16 protein-coding genes, 1 tRNA gene and 1 pseudogene are annotated in these 17,418 nt (G+C 72.5%); 7 read left to right on the top strand and 11 right to left on the bottom strand.

Annotation, left to right across the window (positions count from 1 at the left end; genetic code table 11):
* Positions 1–94 precede the first annotated feature (94 nt).
* From ACN27B_RS07900 to ACN27B_RS07920, 5 genes are all read right to left on the bottom strand, one after another.
* A complete protein-coding gene (locus ACN27B_RS07900) occupies positions 95–3,673 on the bottom strand; it encodes an AAA family ATPase (RefSeq protein ID WP_422744165.1) in 3,579 nt (1,192 codons plus the stop codon).
* A complete protein-coding gene (locus tag ACN27B_RS07905) occupies positions 3,670–4,464 on the bottom strand; it encodes an MBL fold metallo-hydrolase (RefSeq protein ID WP_099163355.1) in 795 nt (264 codons plus the stop codon). Before ACN27B_RS07905 ends, ACN27B_RS07900 begins: the two co-directional genes overlap by 4 nt.
* A 119-nt stretch (positions 4,465–4,583) precedes the next feature.
* Positions 4,584–5,045 carry a RidA family protein gene (locus tag ACN27B_RS07910; protein WP_091568559.1) on the bottom strand — a complete coding sequence of 154 codons (462 nt, stop codon included), beginning with the start codon at positions 5,043–5,045 and terminating at the stop codon, positions 4,584–4,586.
* Positions 5,046–5,109: 64 nt separating this feature from the next.
* Positions 5,110–5,265: a DUF4177 domain-containing protein gene (locus ACN27B_RS07915; protein ID WP_013289021.1), complete on the bottom strand. Its 156-nt coding sequence runs from the start codon at positions 5,263–5,265 to the stop codon at positions 5,110–5,112.
* A gap of 62 nt (positions 5,266–5,327) precedes the next feature.
* Entirely contained in the window at positions 5,328–5,771 is a 444-nt protein-coding gene (locus ACN27B_RS07920) for a hypothetical protein (RefSeq protein WP_099163354.1), read from the bottom strand.
* 334 nt (positions 5,772–6,105) lie between these two features.
* On the opposite strand from ACN27B_RS07920, the gene ACN27B_RS07925 reads away from it, so the two are divergent.
* Genes ACN27B_RS07925 through ACN27B_RS07935 form a run of 3 tightly spaced genes read left to right on the top strand, consistent with a single transcriptional unit; the run spans position 6,106 to position 8,930 of the window.
* Positions 6,106–6,723, top strand: coding sequence for a hypothetical protein (locus ACN27B_RS07925; RefSeq protein ID WP_099163353.1), 618 nt, complete (start codon positions 6,106–6,108; stop codon positions 6,721–6,723).
* 26 nt (positions 6,724–6,749) lie between these two features.
* Complete coding sequence (locus ACN27B_RS07930) at positions 6,750–7,724, top strand: ArsA-related P-loop ATPase (protein ID WP_099163352.1); 975 nt, start codon at positions 6,750–6,752, stop codon at positions 7,722–7,724.
* Between the two features lie 54 nt (positions 7,725–7,778).
* Positions 7,779–8,930 carry an ArsA family ATPase gene (locus ACN27B_RS07935; RefSeq protein WP_422744169.1) on the top strand — a complete coding sequence of 384 codons (1,152 nt, stop codon included), beginning with the start codon at positions 7,779–7,781 and terminating at the stop codon, positions 8,928–8,930.
* 21 nt (positions 8,931–8,951) lie between these two features.
* On the opposite strand, the gene ACN27B_RS07940 is transcribed toward ACN27B_RS07935, so the two are convergent.
* Positions 8,952–9,272, bottom strand: coding sequence for a WhiB family transcriptional regulator (locus tag ACN27B_RS07940; protein ID WP_043327856.1), 321 nt, complete (start codon positions 9,270–9,272; stop codon positions 8,952–8,954).
* Positions 9,273–9,676: 404 nt separating this feature from the next.
* On the opposite strand from ACN27B_RS07940, the gene ACN27B_RS07945 reads away from it, so the two are divergent.
* Positions 9,677–12,115, top strand: coding sequence for a transglycosylase domain-containing protein (locus ACN27B_RS07945; RefSeq protein ID WP_099164883.1), 2,439 nt, complete (start codon positions 9,677–9,679; stop codon positions 12,113–12,115).
* Between the two features lie 77 nt (positions 12,116–12,192).
* Here ACN27B_RS07945 and ACN27B_RS07950 read toward each other — a convergent pair whose 3' ends face one another.
* A complete protein-coding gene (locus tag ACN27B_RS07950; protein WP_396823160.1) occupies positions 12,193–12,648 on the bottom strand; it encodes a GatB/YqeY domain-containing protein in 456 nt (151 codons plus the stop codon).
* A 25-nt stretch (positions 12,649–12,673) separates the two neighbouring features.
* Between ACN27B_RS07950 and ACN27B_RS07955 the strand changes: the two genes are divergently transcribed.
* Positions 12,674–13,567, top strand: coding sequence for a metallophosphoesterase (locus ACN27B_RS07955; RefSeq protein ID WP_099163349.1), 894 nt, complete (start codon positions 12,674–12,676; stop codon positions 13,565–13,567).
* A gap of 79 nt (positions 13,568–13,646) precedes the next feature.
* Positions 13,647–13,723 (top strand) — tRNA-Pro (locus ACN27B_RS07960).
* 65 nt (positions 13,724–13,788) lie between these two features.
* On the opposite strand, the gene ACN27B_RS07965 is transcribed toward ACN27B_RS07960, so the two are convergent.
* From ACN27B_RS07965 to ACN27B_RS07975, 3 genes and pseudogenes are all read right to left on the bottom strand, one after another.
* A complete protein-coding gene (locus ACN27B_RS07965; RefSeq protein WP_422744172.1) occupies positions 13,789–14,952 on the bottom strand; it encodes a site-specific integrase in 1,164 nt (387 codons plus the stop codon).
* Complete coding sequence (locus ACN27B_RS07970) at positions 14,949–15,110, bottom strand: excisionase family DNA-binding protein (protein ID WP_245666528.1); 162 nt, start codon at positions 15,108–15,110, stop codon at positions 14,949–14,951. Before ACN27B_RS07970 ends, ACN27B_RS07965 begins: the two co-directional genes overlap by 4 nt.
* A gap of 124 nt (positions 15,111–15,234) precedes the next feature.
* Positions 15,235–16,434 (bottom strand): annotated as a pseudogene (locus tag ACN27B_RS07975) (replication initiator); the annotation flags it as partial.
* Between the two features lie 64 nt (positions 16,435–16,498).
* On the opposite strand from ACN27B_RS07975, the gene ACN27B_RS07980 reads away from it, so the two are divergent.
* Positions 16,499–16,696, top strand: a complete 198-nt coding sequence (locus tag ACN27B_RS07980; RefSeq protein ID WP_422744174.1) for a hypothetical protein — start codon at positions 16,499–16,501, stop codon at positions 16,694–16,696.
* Positions 16,697–16,876: 180 nt separating this feature from the next.
* Here the strand turns inward: ACN27B_RS07980 and ACN27B_RS07985 are convergent, their stop codons facing one another.
* Positions 16,877–17,341 carry a hypothetical protein gene (locus ACN27B_RS07985; protein WP_422744176.1) on the bottom strand — a complete coding sequence of 155 codons (465 nt, stop codon included), beginning with the start codon at positions 17,339–17,341 and terminating at the stop codon, positions 16,877–16,879.
* Between the last annotated feature and the right edge of the window lie 77 nt (positions 17,342–17,418).

Raw genomic sequence — 17,418 nt, forward strand, 5'->3', positions numbered from 1 at the left:
CCGGTGGTGGCCGTCGATCCCGACGGCAGCGCCCCACGCTAACCGGCCCCACCGACGAGCACATCCCCGGAACCGGCAGAACAGGGGTGGGTGGTCAGCCGCCGGCGAGACGGGCCCGCAGCGCGTCGGCGGCGGCCCGCTCGCTGCGCTGCTCGGTGGCGTACGCCAGACGCACCGCCTCCTCGGCGCCGGCCAACGCCTCCGCCGGACGTCCGCAGGCGTCGAGCGCCTCGGCCAGGACCAGCTGCGCCACCACCTGACTGCGGACGTCCTCGGCCGGAGCGGAGACCGCCCGCCGCGCCCAGTCCAGCGCCTGCTCGCGCTGGCCGTGGGCGAGGAGCGCGGCGGCGTACCGGGCCATCGTCTGCCGGCGGGAGAACAGCAGCGACGGCGCGTTCGCCGCGCCGGTGGCGACCGGGGCGAGCAGTCCCACCGCGGTGCCCGGGTCGCCGGCCGCGACGCGGGCCATGGCGAGCAGCACCCGCGGCGCGACCTGGGCCGGAGCCTGCGGGTTGTGCGGCTCCACAGTGGTCAGCACCGACCGCGCCTCCCGCTCCGCGGTCTCGTGGTCGCCCATGTCCAGCGCCACGAAGCCGCGCAGTGTGCCGGCCATCCCGGTGAGCAGCGGGTGGGTGGTGCGGTCGGCGTAGGCCAGCGCGTCGGTGAACAGGTCGGCGGCGTGCTCCGGCTCGCCCAGCCCGCGGGCCACCACGCCACGCACCACCAGCGCGAAGCCCTGCCCCCAGTCGTCACCCACCTCGGCGAAGTCCCGGTAGGCGCGGCGGGCCGCCCGGTCCGCCTCGGCCAGGTCACCCAGTTCGGCGGTGGCGTACGCCTCGACCGCCCGCAACGTGCCCACCGCCCACGCCTCGCCGACCCGCTCCCCGAACGGCAGGAAGACCCGCGCCAGCCGGCACGCCTCCCGCAACCGACCGGCCAGCAGCCGGGCGAACGCGGTGGTGCCGCGCAGCCAGGCCCGCCCGTACGGGTCCTTCAGTTCGGCGAACAACCGGGCGGCCCGGCCGAGCACCGCGTCGGTGCCGGCGAAGTCGCCGCGGGTGGTGGTCACCCAGGCCAGGTTCTGCAACGACCAGGCCTGCCCGCGCGGATCCCTCGCGGCGAGACTGACCTGGTAGGAGGCGGCCAGGCGGCTGCTCGCCTGCCCCAGCCGGCCGGCGATGAAGTCGGCCATGCCGAGCCGGCGCATCGCCGAGGCCCGCACCGTGGGCAGCTCGGCGTCGGTGGCCACCTGCAACGCCTCCTGCCAGCTGCGCTCGGCCCGCTCGGCGTCGCCCAGCGTCTGCTGGGCCTGCCCGGCGAGCAGCAGCGCGGCGGCCCGGATGGTGGGTTCGCCGGTGTTCGCCGCGATCTTCTCGGCCGAGGCCAGCGCGTCGGCCGGGCGGCCGATCTGCAGCAGCGCCCGGGCGTGCACCACCCGGTCGGCCGGCGGCACCCCGTCGCGGGCCAGTTCGGCCGCGCGCTCGGCGTACTCGACCGCCATCGCCGGTTCCCCGGAGCGCAGCGACCGGCGGGCCGCCCGGCTCAGCGCGGCCACGCCCAGCGGGGCGACCGCCCGGGCCGGCGCGTCCGGGCGGAGCTTGACCGCGTCGGCGAGCCGGGTCGCCCGCTCGACGTGCTCGGCGACGAAGTCGTCCCGGGCCGCCTCGGTGAACCCGCCGGCCGGCGGGCCGGTCCCGTCCACGCTCTCCGGTGCGGCCCAGCGGGCCAGCGCGGCGTGCCGCTCGGCCAGCTCGGCCTTGCTCACCCCGGCGTACGCGGCCTCCCGCATCAGCGGCGTGGCGAACGCGAACCCGGTGCGGGTGCGGTGCAGCATCCGGCGTTGCAGCAGCTCCTCGATCGCCCGGTCCAGCTCGACCGCGGCCACCGCGGCGGGCCGGCCGTCCCGCCCGACCCGCTGTTCGCGCAGCGCCTCCAGCGCGCCGCCCGGCACGGTGTCACCGACCACCGCCGCGTCCCGCAGCACCGAGCGGGCGTCCGGCGGCAGCGCGTCGATCCGGGCCGCGAGCACGGCGGCGAGGTCCCGGGAGAGCAGCCGGCTGCCCAGCGAACCGGGGGCGAGGCGCCAGCCGACGTCCGCGCCGCGACCCGGCCCGGCGGTCAGCGCGCCGCGCTCCATCAGCAGCGTGACCAGCTCGGCCAGGTAGAACGCGTTGCCCTGGGCGGTGGCCAGCAGCCGGTCCGTGTCGGCCTGGGGCAGGCGGCCACCGGCCAGGTAGCTGGTGAGCAGCCGGGACGCGTCCGCGCCGCGCAGCGGCGGCAGCGCGTGCACCTCGGCGTCCGCGAGCCGGGTCAGGGCGCCGGCGGTCCGCACCAGCTCGGGCCGGCCGAGCAGGAGCACCAGCACCGGGCCGGAGAGCCGGTTGAGGGTCAGCGCCAACGCCTTGACCGTCTCGGCGGTGGCGTCGTGCAGGTCGTCCACCACGATCACCAGGGGCGCCTCGCCGGCGAGCGCGCTGAGCAGGTCCGCGACCGCGTTCGGCACCGCTTCGGCGTCCGGTGGCGGGGCCGCCGCGCTCCACTCGCCGGTCTCCGTCCCGGCGGGCAGTTCGGCGTACCCGAGCAGGGCCAGGAGCTGGTCGACGGCGATCGGCGGCAGGTCGCCGGGAAGTCGGGCGAGGCGCTGCCCGAGCCGGCGCAGCCGTTCCTCGACGGCGGCCCGGGTGATCGCGGTCGCCGCGTCGTTGGGCAGGCCGACCGCCGCGCGGACCAGGTCGGCCAGGGGCGCGAGCCGGCGGCGCTCGCCGAACGCGGCGCAGCGGACCGAGAGCACCCGGGCGCCGGTGTGCGCCGCGTACCTGCCCGCGCCGACGTCGTAGCCGGCGGCGAGGCGTTCCACCTCGGCCGCGAACCGGGACTTGCCGATGCCCGCCTCGGCGGTCACCAGCAGCACCCGGGGCTCACCCCGGTCGATCACCTCGGCGAGCCGCCCCGCGACCCGGCCGATCTCGGTCTCCCGGCCCACGAAGGGGGCCTCGTCACCGAGTCCGGAGCGGGTGCCCGGCGCGTCCAGCAGGCCCAGCAGCTCGTACGCCTCGACCGGCTCGCGCTTGCCCTTGAGCCGCAACGGGCGCAGCGCCCGCCAGGACGCCACGTGCCGGGTGGCGGCGGAGGTCCGCCCGCCGGCGTAGACCGCGCCGACCGCGGCGGCGTCGGCCAGCCGCGCCGCCGTGTTCACGGTGTCGCCGATGACGGTGTATTCGATGGCCGCCTGGATCCCGGCGATCACGTCGCCGGTGTTGAGCCCGACCCGCAGGCCCAGCGGCGCGCCGCCGCCCCGTTCGTCGTCGAGCACCCGGCGGACCGCCCGCTGCATGGACAGCGCGGCCCGCACCGCCCGCTCGGCGTCGTCCTCGTGCGCCACCGGCGCGCCGAAGACCGCCATGATCCCGTCGCCGGTGAGCTTGTCGACGTGCCCGCCGAACGTCTTGACCGCGCCGGCCAGCGCGGCCAGCACCCGGTCGGTGACCGCGCCGACCCGCTCCGGGTCCAGGTCCTCCGACCAGGAGGTGAAGTCGGAGAGGTCGCCGAAGAGCACGGTGACCACCCGGCGCTCGGCGGCCGGCAGCGTGGCGGCGGCCGGCAACGCGGCCCCGCAGTTGTGGCAGAACCGCGCGCCGGGCACGGCGACGGTTCCGCACACCGGGCAGGTCACGGCTGTTCCACCCCGAGGTATTCCAGCTGGGCGCGGACCGACCACTCGGCGGCCCACCACAGCGACCGGTCGACGTCGGCGTAGACCACCGCGACCACCTCGGGCGCGGTGGTGGCGCCGGCGGCCACCGCGGCACGCACCTGGTCGAGCCGGGCCCGCCGGTGGGCCAGGTAGAACTCGGCCGCCGCGCCGCAGTCGGCCAGCGCCGGGCCGTGGCCCGGCAGCGCCCGGACCCCGCGGTACGTGGAGAGCAGCTCCAGGCTGGACAGGTAGTCACCGAGGTTGCCGTCGGGGTGGGCGACCACGGTGGTGCCCCGGCCCAGGATCGTGTCGCCGGTCAGCACGACCCGTTCGTCGCCGTGCGCGGCCAGCAGGCAGACCGAGTCGGCGGTGTGCCCGGGCGTGCTCAGCAGCCGGACGTCGAGGCCCGTGTCGAACGTGCTGTCGGCGGTCAGCGGCGCCCCACCGGCGGTGTGCGCCGGGTCGGCGGCGAGCACCGGCACGCCGCCGAGCAGCTCGCGCAGCCGGGGTGCCCCCTCGGTGTGGTCCGCGTGCCCGTGCGTGATCAGCACCAGCCCGACCGGCCCGTGCGCCGCGATCGCGGTCAGGTGCGCCTCGTCGGCCGGCCCCGGGTCGACCACCACGGCCGGCGCGTCCGGGCCGGCCCGCAGCACCCAGGTGTTCGTCCCGTCGAGCGTCATCGGCCCCGGGTTCGGCGCCCGCAGCAGCGAGACCCACCCGGGCAGCTCATCCGCGAGCGCCCCTGCGGCCCCGCTCACACGCCCACCCATGGCAGCGATCGTACGACTCCGCCCGCCACTCCCCGCGATCTTGCAGCTCCGGCCCCGGGTTTGTCCCCGTCTGGGGGCTTGTGCCGGGGCGGGAACTGCAAGATCACGGGGACGGGGCGTTACGCCACCTCGACGATGACCTCGACCTCGACCGGGGCGTCGAGGGGGAGTTCGGCCACGCCCACCGCGCTGCGGGCGTGGCGGCCGGCCTCGCCGAAGACCGACCCGAACAGGTCGGAGGCGCCGTTGATCACGCCGGGCTGACCGGTGAAGCCGGATGCGCTGGCCACGAAGCCGGTCAGCTTCACCACCTTGACCACGTTCTCGAGGCCGACCAGCGCGTCGATCGCGGCGAGCGCGTTCAGCGCGCACCGCTGCGCCAGGTCCTTCGCCTGCTCGGCGGAGACGCCGTTGCCGACCTTGCCGGTGGCGAGCAGCTTGCCGTCGGCCATCGGGAGCTGACCGGAGACGTACACGTGCTGCCCGGACTGGACGGCCGGCACGTAGCTGGCCACCGGCGGCACCACCTCGGGCAGGTCGAGACCGAGCTCGGCGAGCTTCGCGTGGGGTCCGTTGCTCATGCGTCGATGTCCTTCGTTCGCGACTGCGGGGCTCGCAACCCCGGCTCACTCCTCGCGCTCACACTCAGCCCTTCGGGCGCTTCAGGTACGCGACGAGCTGCTCCGGGTTCGGGCCGGGCACCACGGAGACCAGCTCCCAGCCGTCCTCGCCCCAGTTGTCGAGGATCTGCTTGGTCGCGTGGACCAGCAGCGGGACCGTGGCGTATTCCCACTTCTGCATCGGAGGAAGGCTCCCTTGCCTGACTTGGACTTCGGTCAGGCACAGCCTACGGTCCGCCGCCCTCAGCGGGACGCGGGACGCTGCTCCGGCGCGGGCGGCTCGCCGCACGGGCCCTCGTGCTCGTAGCGCTGCGGGCAGCGGCTGCGGTCGGGCAGCAGCAGGTCGCAGAAGACGCGGTGCCGGTTGTTCTGGTCGTCGGCGGTGGAGACGGTGGTCTCGCCGGCGTCCAGCTCGACCAGGAAGCCCAGCGAGGTGGCCACCGTCCCGGCCAGCGCGGTGGCCGCCGCCAGATCGGGCACCCGCACGGGCAGGTGGATGACGTAGCCGGGCTCCTCCTCGTCGCGACCCCGCCCGGCCGGCCGGACCAGCGTGCGGACCACCTCGACCGGGGGCCGGTACGACCGCTCGTTGAACGGCGTGCCCGTGCCGGGAACCTCGGCGTCGCCGGGCCGCCCGGCCCGGTCGCCGGGGAACTGGGCTCGGGGAATGTTCTCCGCGTCGCGCATCCGCTGCCTCCGGGCGTCGTACCTGTTCACCACCACCACCGTCCGGCTCGGGACCTCCCCGGTCCGGCCCCCCGCGTCGCGACGAACGTAGGACCTGGAGCCAGTCCCGGCAACGGGACGCGCACGTCTGATCACGTCAAGTCACATATGCGACACAAGGCTGGTCCGGAACGCGACGACGACGCGGCGCCCGGCACGGGCGTACGCGGGGCTGGCAAGCGGCCCGGCGACCGCTACCCTTCCGGACTGGGCGCGCGCCGTCGCTCGCCCGCACCTCGACCTCGTGCCCGTCGCCTGGGGCGGCGACGGGCGCGCCGCAACCCGGGGGAGACACATGACCCAACCGCCCGTCGGGGGCGCCACCGGCACGCCCGGCGACCCGATCCCGCAGCCGGCGTCCGCCGGCCTCACGCCGCCCGGGCCCGGCGTTCCGGCCCCCGGCGCCACACCGCCGCCCGGGTCCGGTCCCGCTCCCGGCCACCCGGCCTACCCGGCGGGGCCGCCGCCGCGCAAGCGTCCGACCCTGTTGATCGCCTCCCTCGTGCTGGCCGCGGCGGTGCTGCTCTGCGGCGGCGGGGGGACGGCCGCGTTCCTCGCCCTGCGCGACGGCGAGGACGGCCGGGGCGCGAAGGAGCCGCAGGTGGCGGTGGAGGGCTTCCTCAAGGCGGTCTACCAGGAGCGGGACGCCGAGAAGGCGGCCACGTTCGTCTGCTCCGCGGCCCGTGACGACCGGAAGATCGCGGCCAAGGTCGCCGAGGTGCAGAAGTACGCCGGGCAGTACCAGAACCCCCGGTTCCGCTGGACCAACCCGGTGGTCGACAACCAGACCGGTGACCGGGCCACGGTCTCCACCCGGGTCACCATGACCACGGCCGACGAGAAGGTCGCCGACCAGGAACTGCGCTTCACCGTGGTGCAGAAGACGGGTTGGTGGGTCTGCGAGGTCGCCTGATCCGCCGGGCTGGTTAGGCTCGACGGGTGGCAGCGAGTGAGCAGCCGGCCGAGACCGCCGGCAGATGGCCGGCCCGCCTGCACGTGGTGACCGGCAAGGGCGGCACGGGGAAGACCAGCGTGGCCGCCGCGCTGGCCCTCGGGCTGGCCGCCGGGGGCCGGCGCACCCTCCTGGTCGAGGTGGAGGGGCGGCAGGGCATCGCCCAGCTCTTCGGCACCGAACCGCTGCCGTACGAGGAGCGACACCTCACCGACGCGCCGGGCGGCGGTGAGGTGCGGGCCCTGGCGGTCGACGCCGAGGCGGCGCTCCTCGAATACCTGGACATGTTCTACAAGCTGGGCGCCGCCGGCCGGGCGCTGCGCAAGCTCGGCGCGATCGACTTCGCCACCACCATCGCCCCGGGCCTGCGCGACGTGCTGCTCACCGGCAAGGTCAAGGAGGCGACCACCCGCACCAGCGGGTCCCGTCGGGCGTACGACGCGGTGGTGCTGGACGCCCCACCGACCGGACGGATCGGCCGCTTCCTCAACGTCACGGCGGAGACCGCGCGGCTGGCCAAGGTCGGCCCGATCAAGACCCAGAGCGAGGGCGTGTCCGCGCTGCTGCGCTCGCCGATGACCGCGGTGCACGTGGTGACGCTGCTGGAGGAGATGCCGGTCCAGGAGACGCTCGACGCGGTCGCCGAGCTGACCCAGCTCGGCTTCCCGGTCGGCCGGGTGATCGTCAACGGCGCCCGCCCGCCGGTGCCCGCCGGGCGCGCGGTGACCGCGGCGGAGCTGAAGCGGGGGTTGTCCGCCGCCGGTCTGCCGACCGATGCCCGGACCGTGGCCGGTCTCGCCGCCGAGGCGCGCGACCAGCGGGTACGCCGTGAGCTGGAGGACTCGCTCCGCGGTGACCTGGTGGAGCTGGGGCTGCCCCTGACCGAGCTGCCGCTGCTGCCCGACGGGGTCGACCGGGCCGGACTGGAGACGCTGGCCGAGGTCCTCGTCCGGGCGGATTGACTCACACCTGCGGCCGGCACGGAGCAGAGACGCCCTCGGGACCGATACGCTCGATTGGTGCCTTCCGAAGACGCGGCGCCTCCGCTGGACGTCGACCAGATCCTCGCCGACCCCGGCGTGCGGATCGTGGTCTGCTGCGGGGCGGGCGGCGTGGGCAAGACGACCACCGCGGCGGCGCTGGCGCTGCGCGCGGCCGAGCAGCACGGCCGACGGACGGTGGTGCTCACCATCGACCCGGCCCGCCGGCTGGCCCAGTCGCTCGGCCTGACCGAGCTGGACAACACGCCCCGGCAGGTCAAGGGCATCGACGTCGAGTCCAGCGGCGGCGAGCTGCACGCCATGATGCTCGACATGAAGCGCACGTTCGACGACGTGGTGCTCCAGCACACCGACCCGGCCAAGGCCGCGGAGATCTTCTCGAACCCCTTCTACCAGGCCATGAGCTCCACCTTCGCCGGCACGCAGGAATACATGGCGATGGAGAAGCTGGGTCAGCTGCACGCCCGGGGCGAGTGGGACCTGATCGTGGTGGACACGCCGCCGTCCCGCTCCGCGCTCGACTTCCTCGACGCGCCGGCCCGGCTGTCCCGGTTCCTCGACGGCCGGATGCTGCGGCTGCTGCTGGCCCCGGCGCGCACCGGCGGGCGGAGCATGTTCAGCCTGGTGACGGCGAGCTTCGGGATGTTCTCCAAGGTGGTGCAGAAGGTGCTCGGCGCGCAGCTGCTCACCGACCTGTCCGGCTTCGTCGCCGCGCTCGACTCGATGTTCGGCGGGTTCCGGCAGCGGGCCGAGCAGACGTACCGGATCCTGCAGGCCGGGGAGACGGCGTTCCTGCTGGTCGCGGCGCCGGAGCCGGACGCGGTCCGGGAGGCGGCCTACTTCGCGGGCCGGCTACGTGAGGAGCGGATGCCACTGGCCGGGCTGGTGCTCAACCGGGTGCACGAGCCGGCGGTGCCGGAGCTGACCGCCGCGGAGAGCCTGGCCGCGGCGGAGCGGCTGGCGGCCGAGGGCGGGCACGAGGGCACCGTCGAGGTGTTGCGCGCGCACGCCGCGCTGGCCCAGCAGGCGGTACGCGAGCAGCAGGTGGCGGCCCGCTTCACCGAGGCGTTCCCGGCGGTGCCGGCGGCGTCGGTGACGGCGCAGCCCGCCGACGTGCACGACGTCGACGGGCTGCGGACGATCGGTGAGACGATCAGCCGGCGATGATCCCGCCGACCCGCGTGGCGGTCAGGTGGCGGTGGTGACCAGGACCTTGTCCTTGCCGGCCTTCTCCTTGGCGTTCTTCTTCATGGCCGCCTCGAACATCTTGCGCCAGCTCGTCACCTGCGGGTGCCGCCGCAGCAGCGCGCGTCGCTCGCGTTCGGTCATGCCACCCCACACACCGAACTCGATCCGGTTGTCGAGCGCGTCGGCCAGGCACTCGTACCGAACTGGGCAGCTCCGGCAGATCCTCTTCGCCACGTTCTGTTCGGCGCCCTGTACGAACAACGCGTCCGGGTCCCCGTTCTGACACGCCGCCAGTGACGGCCAGTCAGTGATCATGCCCATCTGTACACGTCCCCCCTTGCAGTACCTACCGACTTCGCGCGAGCAGCCAGCTCTTCGGACCCCCCGGTCGTCCGCCCGGCCTCCCCAGGGCGGCGCGGACGACGTGTGGCTGCGGTCGCCGCCACCATCATGCTGTGTAGTCGCCCGATTACGCAACGTTGTCGGCTAAATCCATCATTCCGGACACTCCCGGCTTCCCGGGCCTTCGCCCGCCGTCTACCCGGCTCGGGTACGGGAAAACGCTGCGCCGCACGTGGAGTCCGGAGGACACTTCTGCGGATCTCACGCAACCCCGCACCAGGGCTCGTGCGTTTAGCACAACGAGGCCGGCGCGTGCAGGAAATGGGGAAAGTTCCCCGCGCGCCCGCCGATCCCTGCTCGCGTACCCTGTCGAGGTGACCTGGATGCGGAAACGTGACCACAACGTGTTTACCAACGCCGCATCGCTACTGATCTGTGGCCTGCTGGCCGGCGTGGTGGTCGCCGCGGCGGCCTTCCCCGCAGTGGCGATGTCCGGACTTGCCGCCAAGGCGGGTGCCGAGACATTCGGCGCGCTGCCCAAGGAACTGACGGTGGCCCGGGCCCCGCAGATCACCTACCTGCTGGCCTCGGACGGCAAGACGCCGCTGGCCACCATGTACGACGAGAACCGCAAGGACGTCAAGCTCAAGGACATCTCGCCGTACATGCAGAAGGCCATCGTCGCGGCCGAGGACCACGACTTCTACAAGCACAACGGCGTGGACCTCAACGGCGTGGCCCGGGCGTTCGTCAACAACCAGTCCGCCGGCTCGTCCCGGCAGGGCGCGTCGACGCTCACCATGCAGTACGTCCGGCTGGCCATCTCCTACTCGGCCACCCACCCGGCCGACGTGGTCGCCGCCACCGAGGACACCAGCACCCGCAAGCTGCGCGAGATGAGCCTGGCGCTCCAGGTCGACAAGGAGCTCTCCAAGGACGAGATCCTGGAGCGCTACCTGAACATCGCCGCGTTCGGCAACGGCGCCTACGGCATCTACGCCGCCAGCCAGGTCTACTTCGGCAAGCCGCCGAGCAAGCTCGACATCCAGGAGTCGGCCATGCTCGCCGGCCTGGTGAAGGCGCCGACCGACTTCAACCCCACCACCAAGGCCGGCTACCCGGACGCGGTCGGCCGGCGTGACTACGTCATCGACAACATGGTGCAGATCGGCGCGATCACCCAGGCCGAGGCGGACGCCGCCAAGAAGGTCAAGCTCGAGGTCAAGGGCAAGCGCACGCCGAACGGCTGCGTCCAGACCACCACCCGTTCCTGGGGCTTCTTCTGCGACTACTTCTACCGCTGGTGGCTCCAGCAGGAGACGTTCGGCGGCACCTCGTACGACCGCGAGCGGCGGCTGAAGAGCGGCGGCTACAGCATCGTCACCAGCCTCGACGTGCAGGCGCAGAAGGCCGCCGACAAGGCGGTGCGCAACCACCTGAGCGAGAGCAGCAAGGCGGCCCGGATGGTGGCCGTGATCGAGCCCGGCACCGGCCGGGTGCGGGCCGTGGCGGTGAACCGGAACTTCAAGCTCGACGACCCGGCCAACCCGCAGAACAAGATCTCCAGCGACCCGCGCAAGGCCAAGAAGAAGATCCGGGGCAACTACCCGAACACGGTGAACCCGCTGGTCACCGGCGGCCCGGGCATCGCCGGCTATCAGGCCGGCTCGACCTTCAAGATCTTCACGCTGGTGGCCGCGCTGGAGAAGGGCTACCCGCTCAGCTACACCATCAACGCGCCGGATCAGTTCAAGTCCGACTACCCGGTCGAGTTCAACTCACCGGCCGCCTGCAAGGGCACCAGCAAGTACTGCCCGACCAACGCCAACAAGTCGATGGCCGGCACGCACACCATGTGGAGCGGCTTCGGCTTCTCGGTGAACACGTTCTTCATCGACCTCCAGCAGCGGGTCGGCGCGGAGAACGCGGTCAAGGCGGCACAGAAGTTGGGCATCTCGTTCCGCTCGTCCAGCGACGCACAGCTCGCCGCCAACCCGCACCAGTGGGGCGCGTTCAGCCTCGGCGTCTCGCAGACCACCCCGCTGGAGCTGGCCAACGCCTACGCCACGCTGGCCGCCGACGGGAAATACTGCGAGCCGATCCCGGTGCAGGAGATCCGCGGGCCGGACGGCGAGAAGCTCGACATCGCCAAGCCGCACTGCGAGCAGCGGATCAGCACCGAGGTGGCCCGCGCCGCCGTCGACGCCGCCCGCTGCCCGGTCGGCGACCGCTCCTCCACCTCGAAGTGCGGCACCGCCACCGCCGGCAACGTCCGCGGCATCGTGAAGGCGCCGGTGGCCGGCAAGTCCGGCACCACCGACTCGGAGAAGACCTCCTCGCTGGTCGCCATGACCAAGCAGTACGCGGTGGCCGGCATCATGGCCGACCCGGACTGGGCCCAGACCACCCAGAAGATGGGCCACGACGTGCCGAACGGCATCAACCCGGCGGTCTACGAGACGCTGCGCGACGCCATGAAGGGTAAGGAGCGGAAGGACTTCACCCCGCCCAGCGGCAAGATCGTCCTGGGTGACCAGCGCTCGATCCCGGGCGTGAAGTGCGAGTCCGTCGAGACCGCGAAGTCCCGGCTGAAGGGCGCCGGCTTCGAGCCGGTCGTCTCCAGCAACAAGGTGCCGTCGGAGTGCCCGGCCGGCACCGCGGCCGGCACCAGCCCGGACGGACGCACCATCAAGGGCGGCGTGGTCATGATCGAGGTCAGCTCCGGCCAGGGCGGGCCGACGCCCGGCAACAGCGCCGGTCCGGGCGGGCCCCCCGCTCCCCCGGGCAACGGCAACGGCCGGCCGGGACGCCCACGCGGCTGACCGGCGAGCGACGACGACGGGCGGGCACCCCAGCGGGTGCCCGCCCGTTTCCGTCGGTCAGCGGCGGTCGGAGGCGGTCAGAGGCCGAGCTGGCGGCGTACCTCGGCGGCGACCCGGCCGCCCTCGGCCCGGCCGGCCACCGCGCCCTGGGCCGCCTTCATGGCCGGGCCCATCTGCGCCTTGCCGGTGAAGCCGCCCGCGGCGAGCGCCCCCGAGACCAGCTCGGCCAACTCCTCGTCGGAGAGCTGCTTCGGCAGGTAGCGCTCCAGCACCTCACCCTCGGCGGTCTCCTTGCCGGCCTGCTCGACGCGCCCGGCGTCGGCGAAGGCGGTCGCCGCCTCGCGCCGCTTCTTCGCCTCCTTGGTCAGCACCGCGAGCACCTCGTCGTCGCTGAGCTCGCGCTTTTCCCGGCCGGCGACCTCGGCGGTGCCGACGGCCGCGAGGGCCATCCGCAGCGTGGAGGTGGTCAGCTCGTCGCGCGCCTTCAGGGCGGCGCGCATGTCGGCGGTGAGACGGTCCTTCAGCGTGCTCATGGACGGTGAAACTACCCTGAACGCCATGCGAAAGCGCACACTATTCCGGCTCGCGGCCGGGACCGCCGCCGTCGGCGCGGCCACCCTGGCATACGCGTCGCTCGTCGAACGCAACCTGTTCACCCTCCGCCGGTACGACGTGCCGGTGCTCCCGACCGACGCCGAACCGCTGCGCGTGCTCCACCTGTCGGACCTGCACATGATGCCCGGCCAGCGCCGCAAGCAGGACTGGGTGGCCTCGTTGGCCGCGCTCGACCCGGACCTGGTGGTGGTCACCGGCGACAACATGGCCGACCCGGAGGCGGTGCCCGGCGTGCTGCGCGCCCTGCAACCGCTGCTCGACCTGCCCGGCGCCTTCGTCTTCGGCTCCAACGACTACACCGGGCCGGTCCTGAAGAACCCGTTCACCTACTTCCTGCCCGACCGGGAGTACACCGAGGGCGTGGCGCTGCCGTACGAGGAACTGCGCGACATCCTCACCGGCGCCGGCTGGGCCGACCTGAACAACGCCCGCACCACGCTCAAGGCCGGCGGCCGGGAGATCGAACTGGTCGGCGTGGACGACCCGCACATCGAGCGGGACGATTACGACGCCGTGGCCGGTCCGGTCGGCGACTCCGCCGCGCTGTCGATCGCCCTGGCGCACTCGCCGGAACCGGCGGTGCTGGACCGGATGGCCGCCGACGGCTTCGGTCTGCTGCTCGCCGGGCACACCCACGGCGGGCAGGTCTGCGTGCCCGGGTACGGCGCGCTGGTGACCAACTGCGGGCTGCCCCGGTCGATGGCGCGCGGGCTGCACCGCTGGCCCGGCTCGGACTCCTGGCTGCACGTCTCCGCCGGCCTGGGCACCCATCCCACCGCCCCGGTCCGCTTCGCCTGTCCGCCCGAGGCGAGCATCCTGACCCTGATCTCCCGCTGACGTCCGACCCCGGGCGCGGGGCACGGGGGTACCGAGTTTGACCACGGAGGCGGGTGGGCTACTATTTGTCGGCACGCCTCGGGGTGTGGCGCAGCTTGGTAGCGCGCTTCGTTCGGGACGAAGAGGTCGTCGGTTCGAATCCGGCCACCCCGACCAGGTGAGAGGGCACATCCGATTCATGGATGTGCCCTCTTGTGCATCCTGGGTGACCAACTGAGTGACTACGCCTCAGCAGTCGGCGCAAAGATGCGATCCATGACCGCCGCGCCCTGGAGCATCACCGGCCGGAGCTGGTGACGGTAGACCTTCTCCGTGACAGTGGTGCCCGAGTGGCCGCACAGGTCGGCGATGGCTTCCAGGCTGACCCCACTGTCGGAAAGCAGCGACACGAAGCTGTGCCGCAATTCACGAGGAGTCCAGGCGGCCGGATCCATGCCGGCCAGGGTGACCACGCGGCGGAAGGCCCGGCGGACGTTGGCCGCATCAAGGGCAGTGCCGACCGTGGTGGCGAAGACCAGTCCGAGCGCATGCCAGTCCTTGCCGGCGGTCTTGCGCTCCTGGTCCTGACGCTGACAGTGCAAGGCCAGCGCGGAGACACACCGGGCAGGCAATGCCAGGGTGCGTCGGGATTTCTTGGTCTTGGTGTCGCCGCCAGCCCGGACGGAGTGCCACACCTGCACGGAGGGCGGCAGCGGCGGATCGATGTCGGCTCGGCCATCCAGGTCCACTCGATCCCACGTCAGGGCGCGCAACTCCTCGGTACGCGCGCCGGTCAGCAGCGAGAGCACGACGTAGGCGTGCAGCCGGGTCCCCTCCGCAGCATCGAGGACCGCCTTGGCCTGATCGAGAGTCAGAGACTTGGAGGGCCGGCCCTCCTGGCCGCGCGGGACGGAGCACAGTGCGACGACGTTGCGCTTCACCTTGTCCCGGGCCATGGCTCGGTTGACCGAGCGGTTGAGGCACCCGTGCAGATCGCGGAGAGTCCGGGTGCTAAGGGTGGCGGCCTTGTCGGTCAGCCACCGGTCGACGTCCTGGGCGCGAAGCTCGCGCAGCTTCCGAGCGCCCAACGCCGGGAGGATGTGGGTGCGGCACAGGATCTCGCACTTAGTCTTGGTGCGATCTGATAGGCCGTTGAGTCCGTAGGTGAGCCAGTCAGTGACGGCTTCGGTGACGGTGTAGTGGTGCTCGGCGATGGCGAGCCCGTCTTCGTAGTCGCGGATCTTCTCCCGCAGTTTGGTGCGGGCTTCGGTCTTGGTCTTGCCGCTGCCTTTGCGCACGATGCGCTTGCTGGCCGGGGTGTAGCCGACGGTGACGGTGGCGATCCAGCGTTGCCGGGACTCGTCCCAGTGCAGGCCGCCTTCTCCTCGGGCGCGGCGGGTGGTCATCGGGTGCCTCCTTTCGTGGCTTCCAGTTCGAGCAGGTCGACGTAGGCGGTGATCGCGGCGGCCGGCACCAAGCGGGTTCGGCCTTGTCGGACGGTTCGCAGGCGGCCGGAGCGGATCTGTTCGTAGATGACCGAGCGGGACAGGCTGAGCAGGGTCATGGCTTCGGGGATGCGGTAGAGCGCCTTTCTCTCGGGTGCGGTCAGGGTTGTGGGCAATGGGCGTCCTCTCCTGTGTTGGGCGGTCGACCGTCAAGCCGGTCTTGACGGCGAATCGGTGGGCGGGTCAGGCAGCAGCGGCGAACTCCTCGCGGGCGATTTCACGGCGCTCTCGTGCCATGGCGGCGGCGGTGTTGGCGAGCAGGGCGTCTCCGGTGGTGCGCCAGCCGGAACCGGCGTAGGACAGGAGGCCGACGATCAGAGTCAACTCCTCGGGTTGCTCGGCGTACTCGTGGCCGAGTTCGGTGCGTCGCCAGATGGTGCGGGCGTCGCGCAGGATGCGGAAGGTGACGGAGTAGCGGCGGCTCTTGGTGAGGAAGTGGCCGCCGAAGCCGAGCATGTGCGCCCACCGTCGAAGCATCTGCCAGTCGCGGTGCTGGCCGATGGTCCAGCAGGCGTCGATGAGGCGTTCGGGGTGGGTGCCGTGCTCGTTGGCGTAGAGGTCGATGACGTCGCCGTCGAGGCGGCGGGAGACGTGTCCGGTGGCCTCGGTGCTCTTGGTGGCGTACTTGGCGAGGTAGCCGGCGACTTTTCCGTCGGTGACCTCGCCGTCGGCGGTGATGGTGCGTACGTCGATGCCTTTGTCCGGGTCGCCCCAGGTGATGCGCCACCCGGACGGGTTGGTGGGGTGTGGGCGGGTGGTGAACGCGACGGTCGCGGCGGCGTGCTTCACGGCGGCGGCCAGGTCGTCAACGCCGAGGCCGACTGGCGGCACGATGGCGTCAGGATCGGCGTCGACGCCGTCGAGGCGGACGATCGCGTGGTAGTGCACGACGGCCCGGCGTTGCATCTCCGCGACCTTCCCGAACGACGGTTTGACCGGTGCCACGCGGCGGACTGTGCCGCTGTCGGTCACCTGGACGACCGGCGGTAGACCGAGCTGGCGGGCGCGGGCGTGCAGGCGTTTGCGGATGCCTTCGCTGGTGCGGCGCCACAACTCCGGCGCGGAGTGGTTCCACACCACCTGCCCGGCATAGTCGTGGCAGTCCAGACACAACGGCTGGCCGAGCCGGGGATCGTCGTCCTCGTGCCGGGCCCAACACACCGTGGGTTGCCCGTGCTCGCACGGGCGGGCGGTGGGGTCTGTGGCGCGGCGGGGGTGGCAGGGTTCGGCCCGGCAGTCGCAGCGGCGGCGGCCGGCGCAGGTGTGGCGCTTCACGGCCCGGGTGTGCACGGTGCCGAACGACGGTGCGGTCAGGGTGACGAACACCGCCGGGTGGCCGGCGACGGTGTCAGGGATGCCTTTGCCGCCGGCGAGGCCGGCGCGCCCGTTCGCCGCTCAGCACGCCATCACCGGAGAAGTCCCACTCGACAGCGTCCGACGAGTCGCCGTGCTCACCGACGGAGTTGCTCGCCTGGTAGCCCTGTTCGGACTGCTCGACTGGCCCGACGTGCTCGACGTCCTAGAGCGCAACGGACCGACCGAGCTGATTCGCCGGGTACGCGCCATCGAGGCCGCCGACCCGTCCTGCATGAAATGGGCACGCAACAAGCGCAGCGACGACGCCACCGCTGTCTACGCGGCCTGAGCAGCAGTTCCGTACCTTGACCGGCCGACTGCCGGTGATGCCTGGTCTCGCATGATGGTTGACGGAACGGCGTCGCAGGACGCTTGACGTCAGGTCTAGATCGAATACTGGTGATCTGGTGCTGACGTCGATGGTATGGCGTGGCGGTGGTGTGCCTGGCCGACTGCTCTGGGTGTCGTGTTAGACGAGCCGGAGGATCTCTACGAGTTGGGAGAAGGTCGGGGTGACGGTCCGCCAGGAGCATTGCTTCGGGTCGGTCCAGAAGTCGCTGGCGACGACCCGGGGGTCGGCGGGGTCGGTGCGGTAGTCGAGGGCCATCGCGACGTCATCGCCGGGGATGCGGTTGACCGCGATGAGGACTGCCTGTTCTGCGTCGAGCCAGGGCAGTTCGACGCCCGCGGTGGAGATGCTGCCCCGTGCTTCCCGGAACAGGTGCGAGGAGGGTGGGTCGTCGGCAAACAGGGTGAGCGATCTGCTCTCGCCGCGTATCTGTTCGGAGCTGGTGAGGAAGTCCAGCGGAGATTCGAACCAGGGCATGAGATCACGAAGGACGTCGTCACCTGGATGTCGCCAGCGGCCACCGTTGAGCAGTTCGGTCAGCAAGGTGGGCAGCACCAGGCGATTGACGTCCAGGGTGTTCTCCACGCGCTCTTTCCCGTTTCCTCAGTATGGTGCCGACGGACGCGCCGGCGGGCATGGTGCCGATGACGAGACTAGGTGTC

Source organism: Micromonospora sp. WMMD754 (assembly GCF_049315235.1).
GTDB lineage: Bacteria > Actinomycetota > Actinomycetes > Mycobacteriales > Micromonosporaceae > Micromonospora > Micromonospora sediminicola.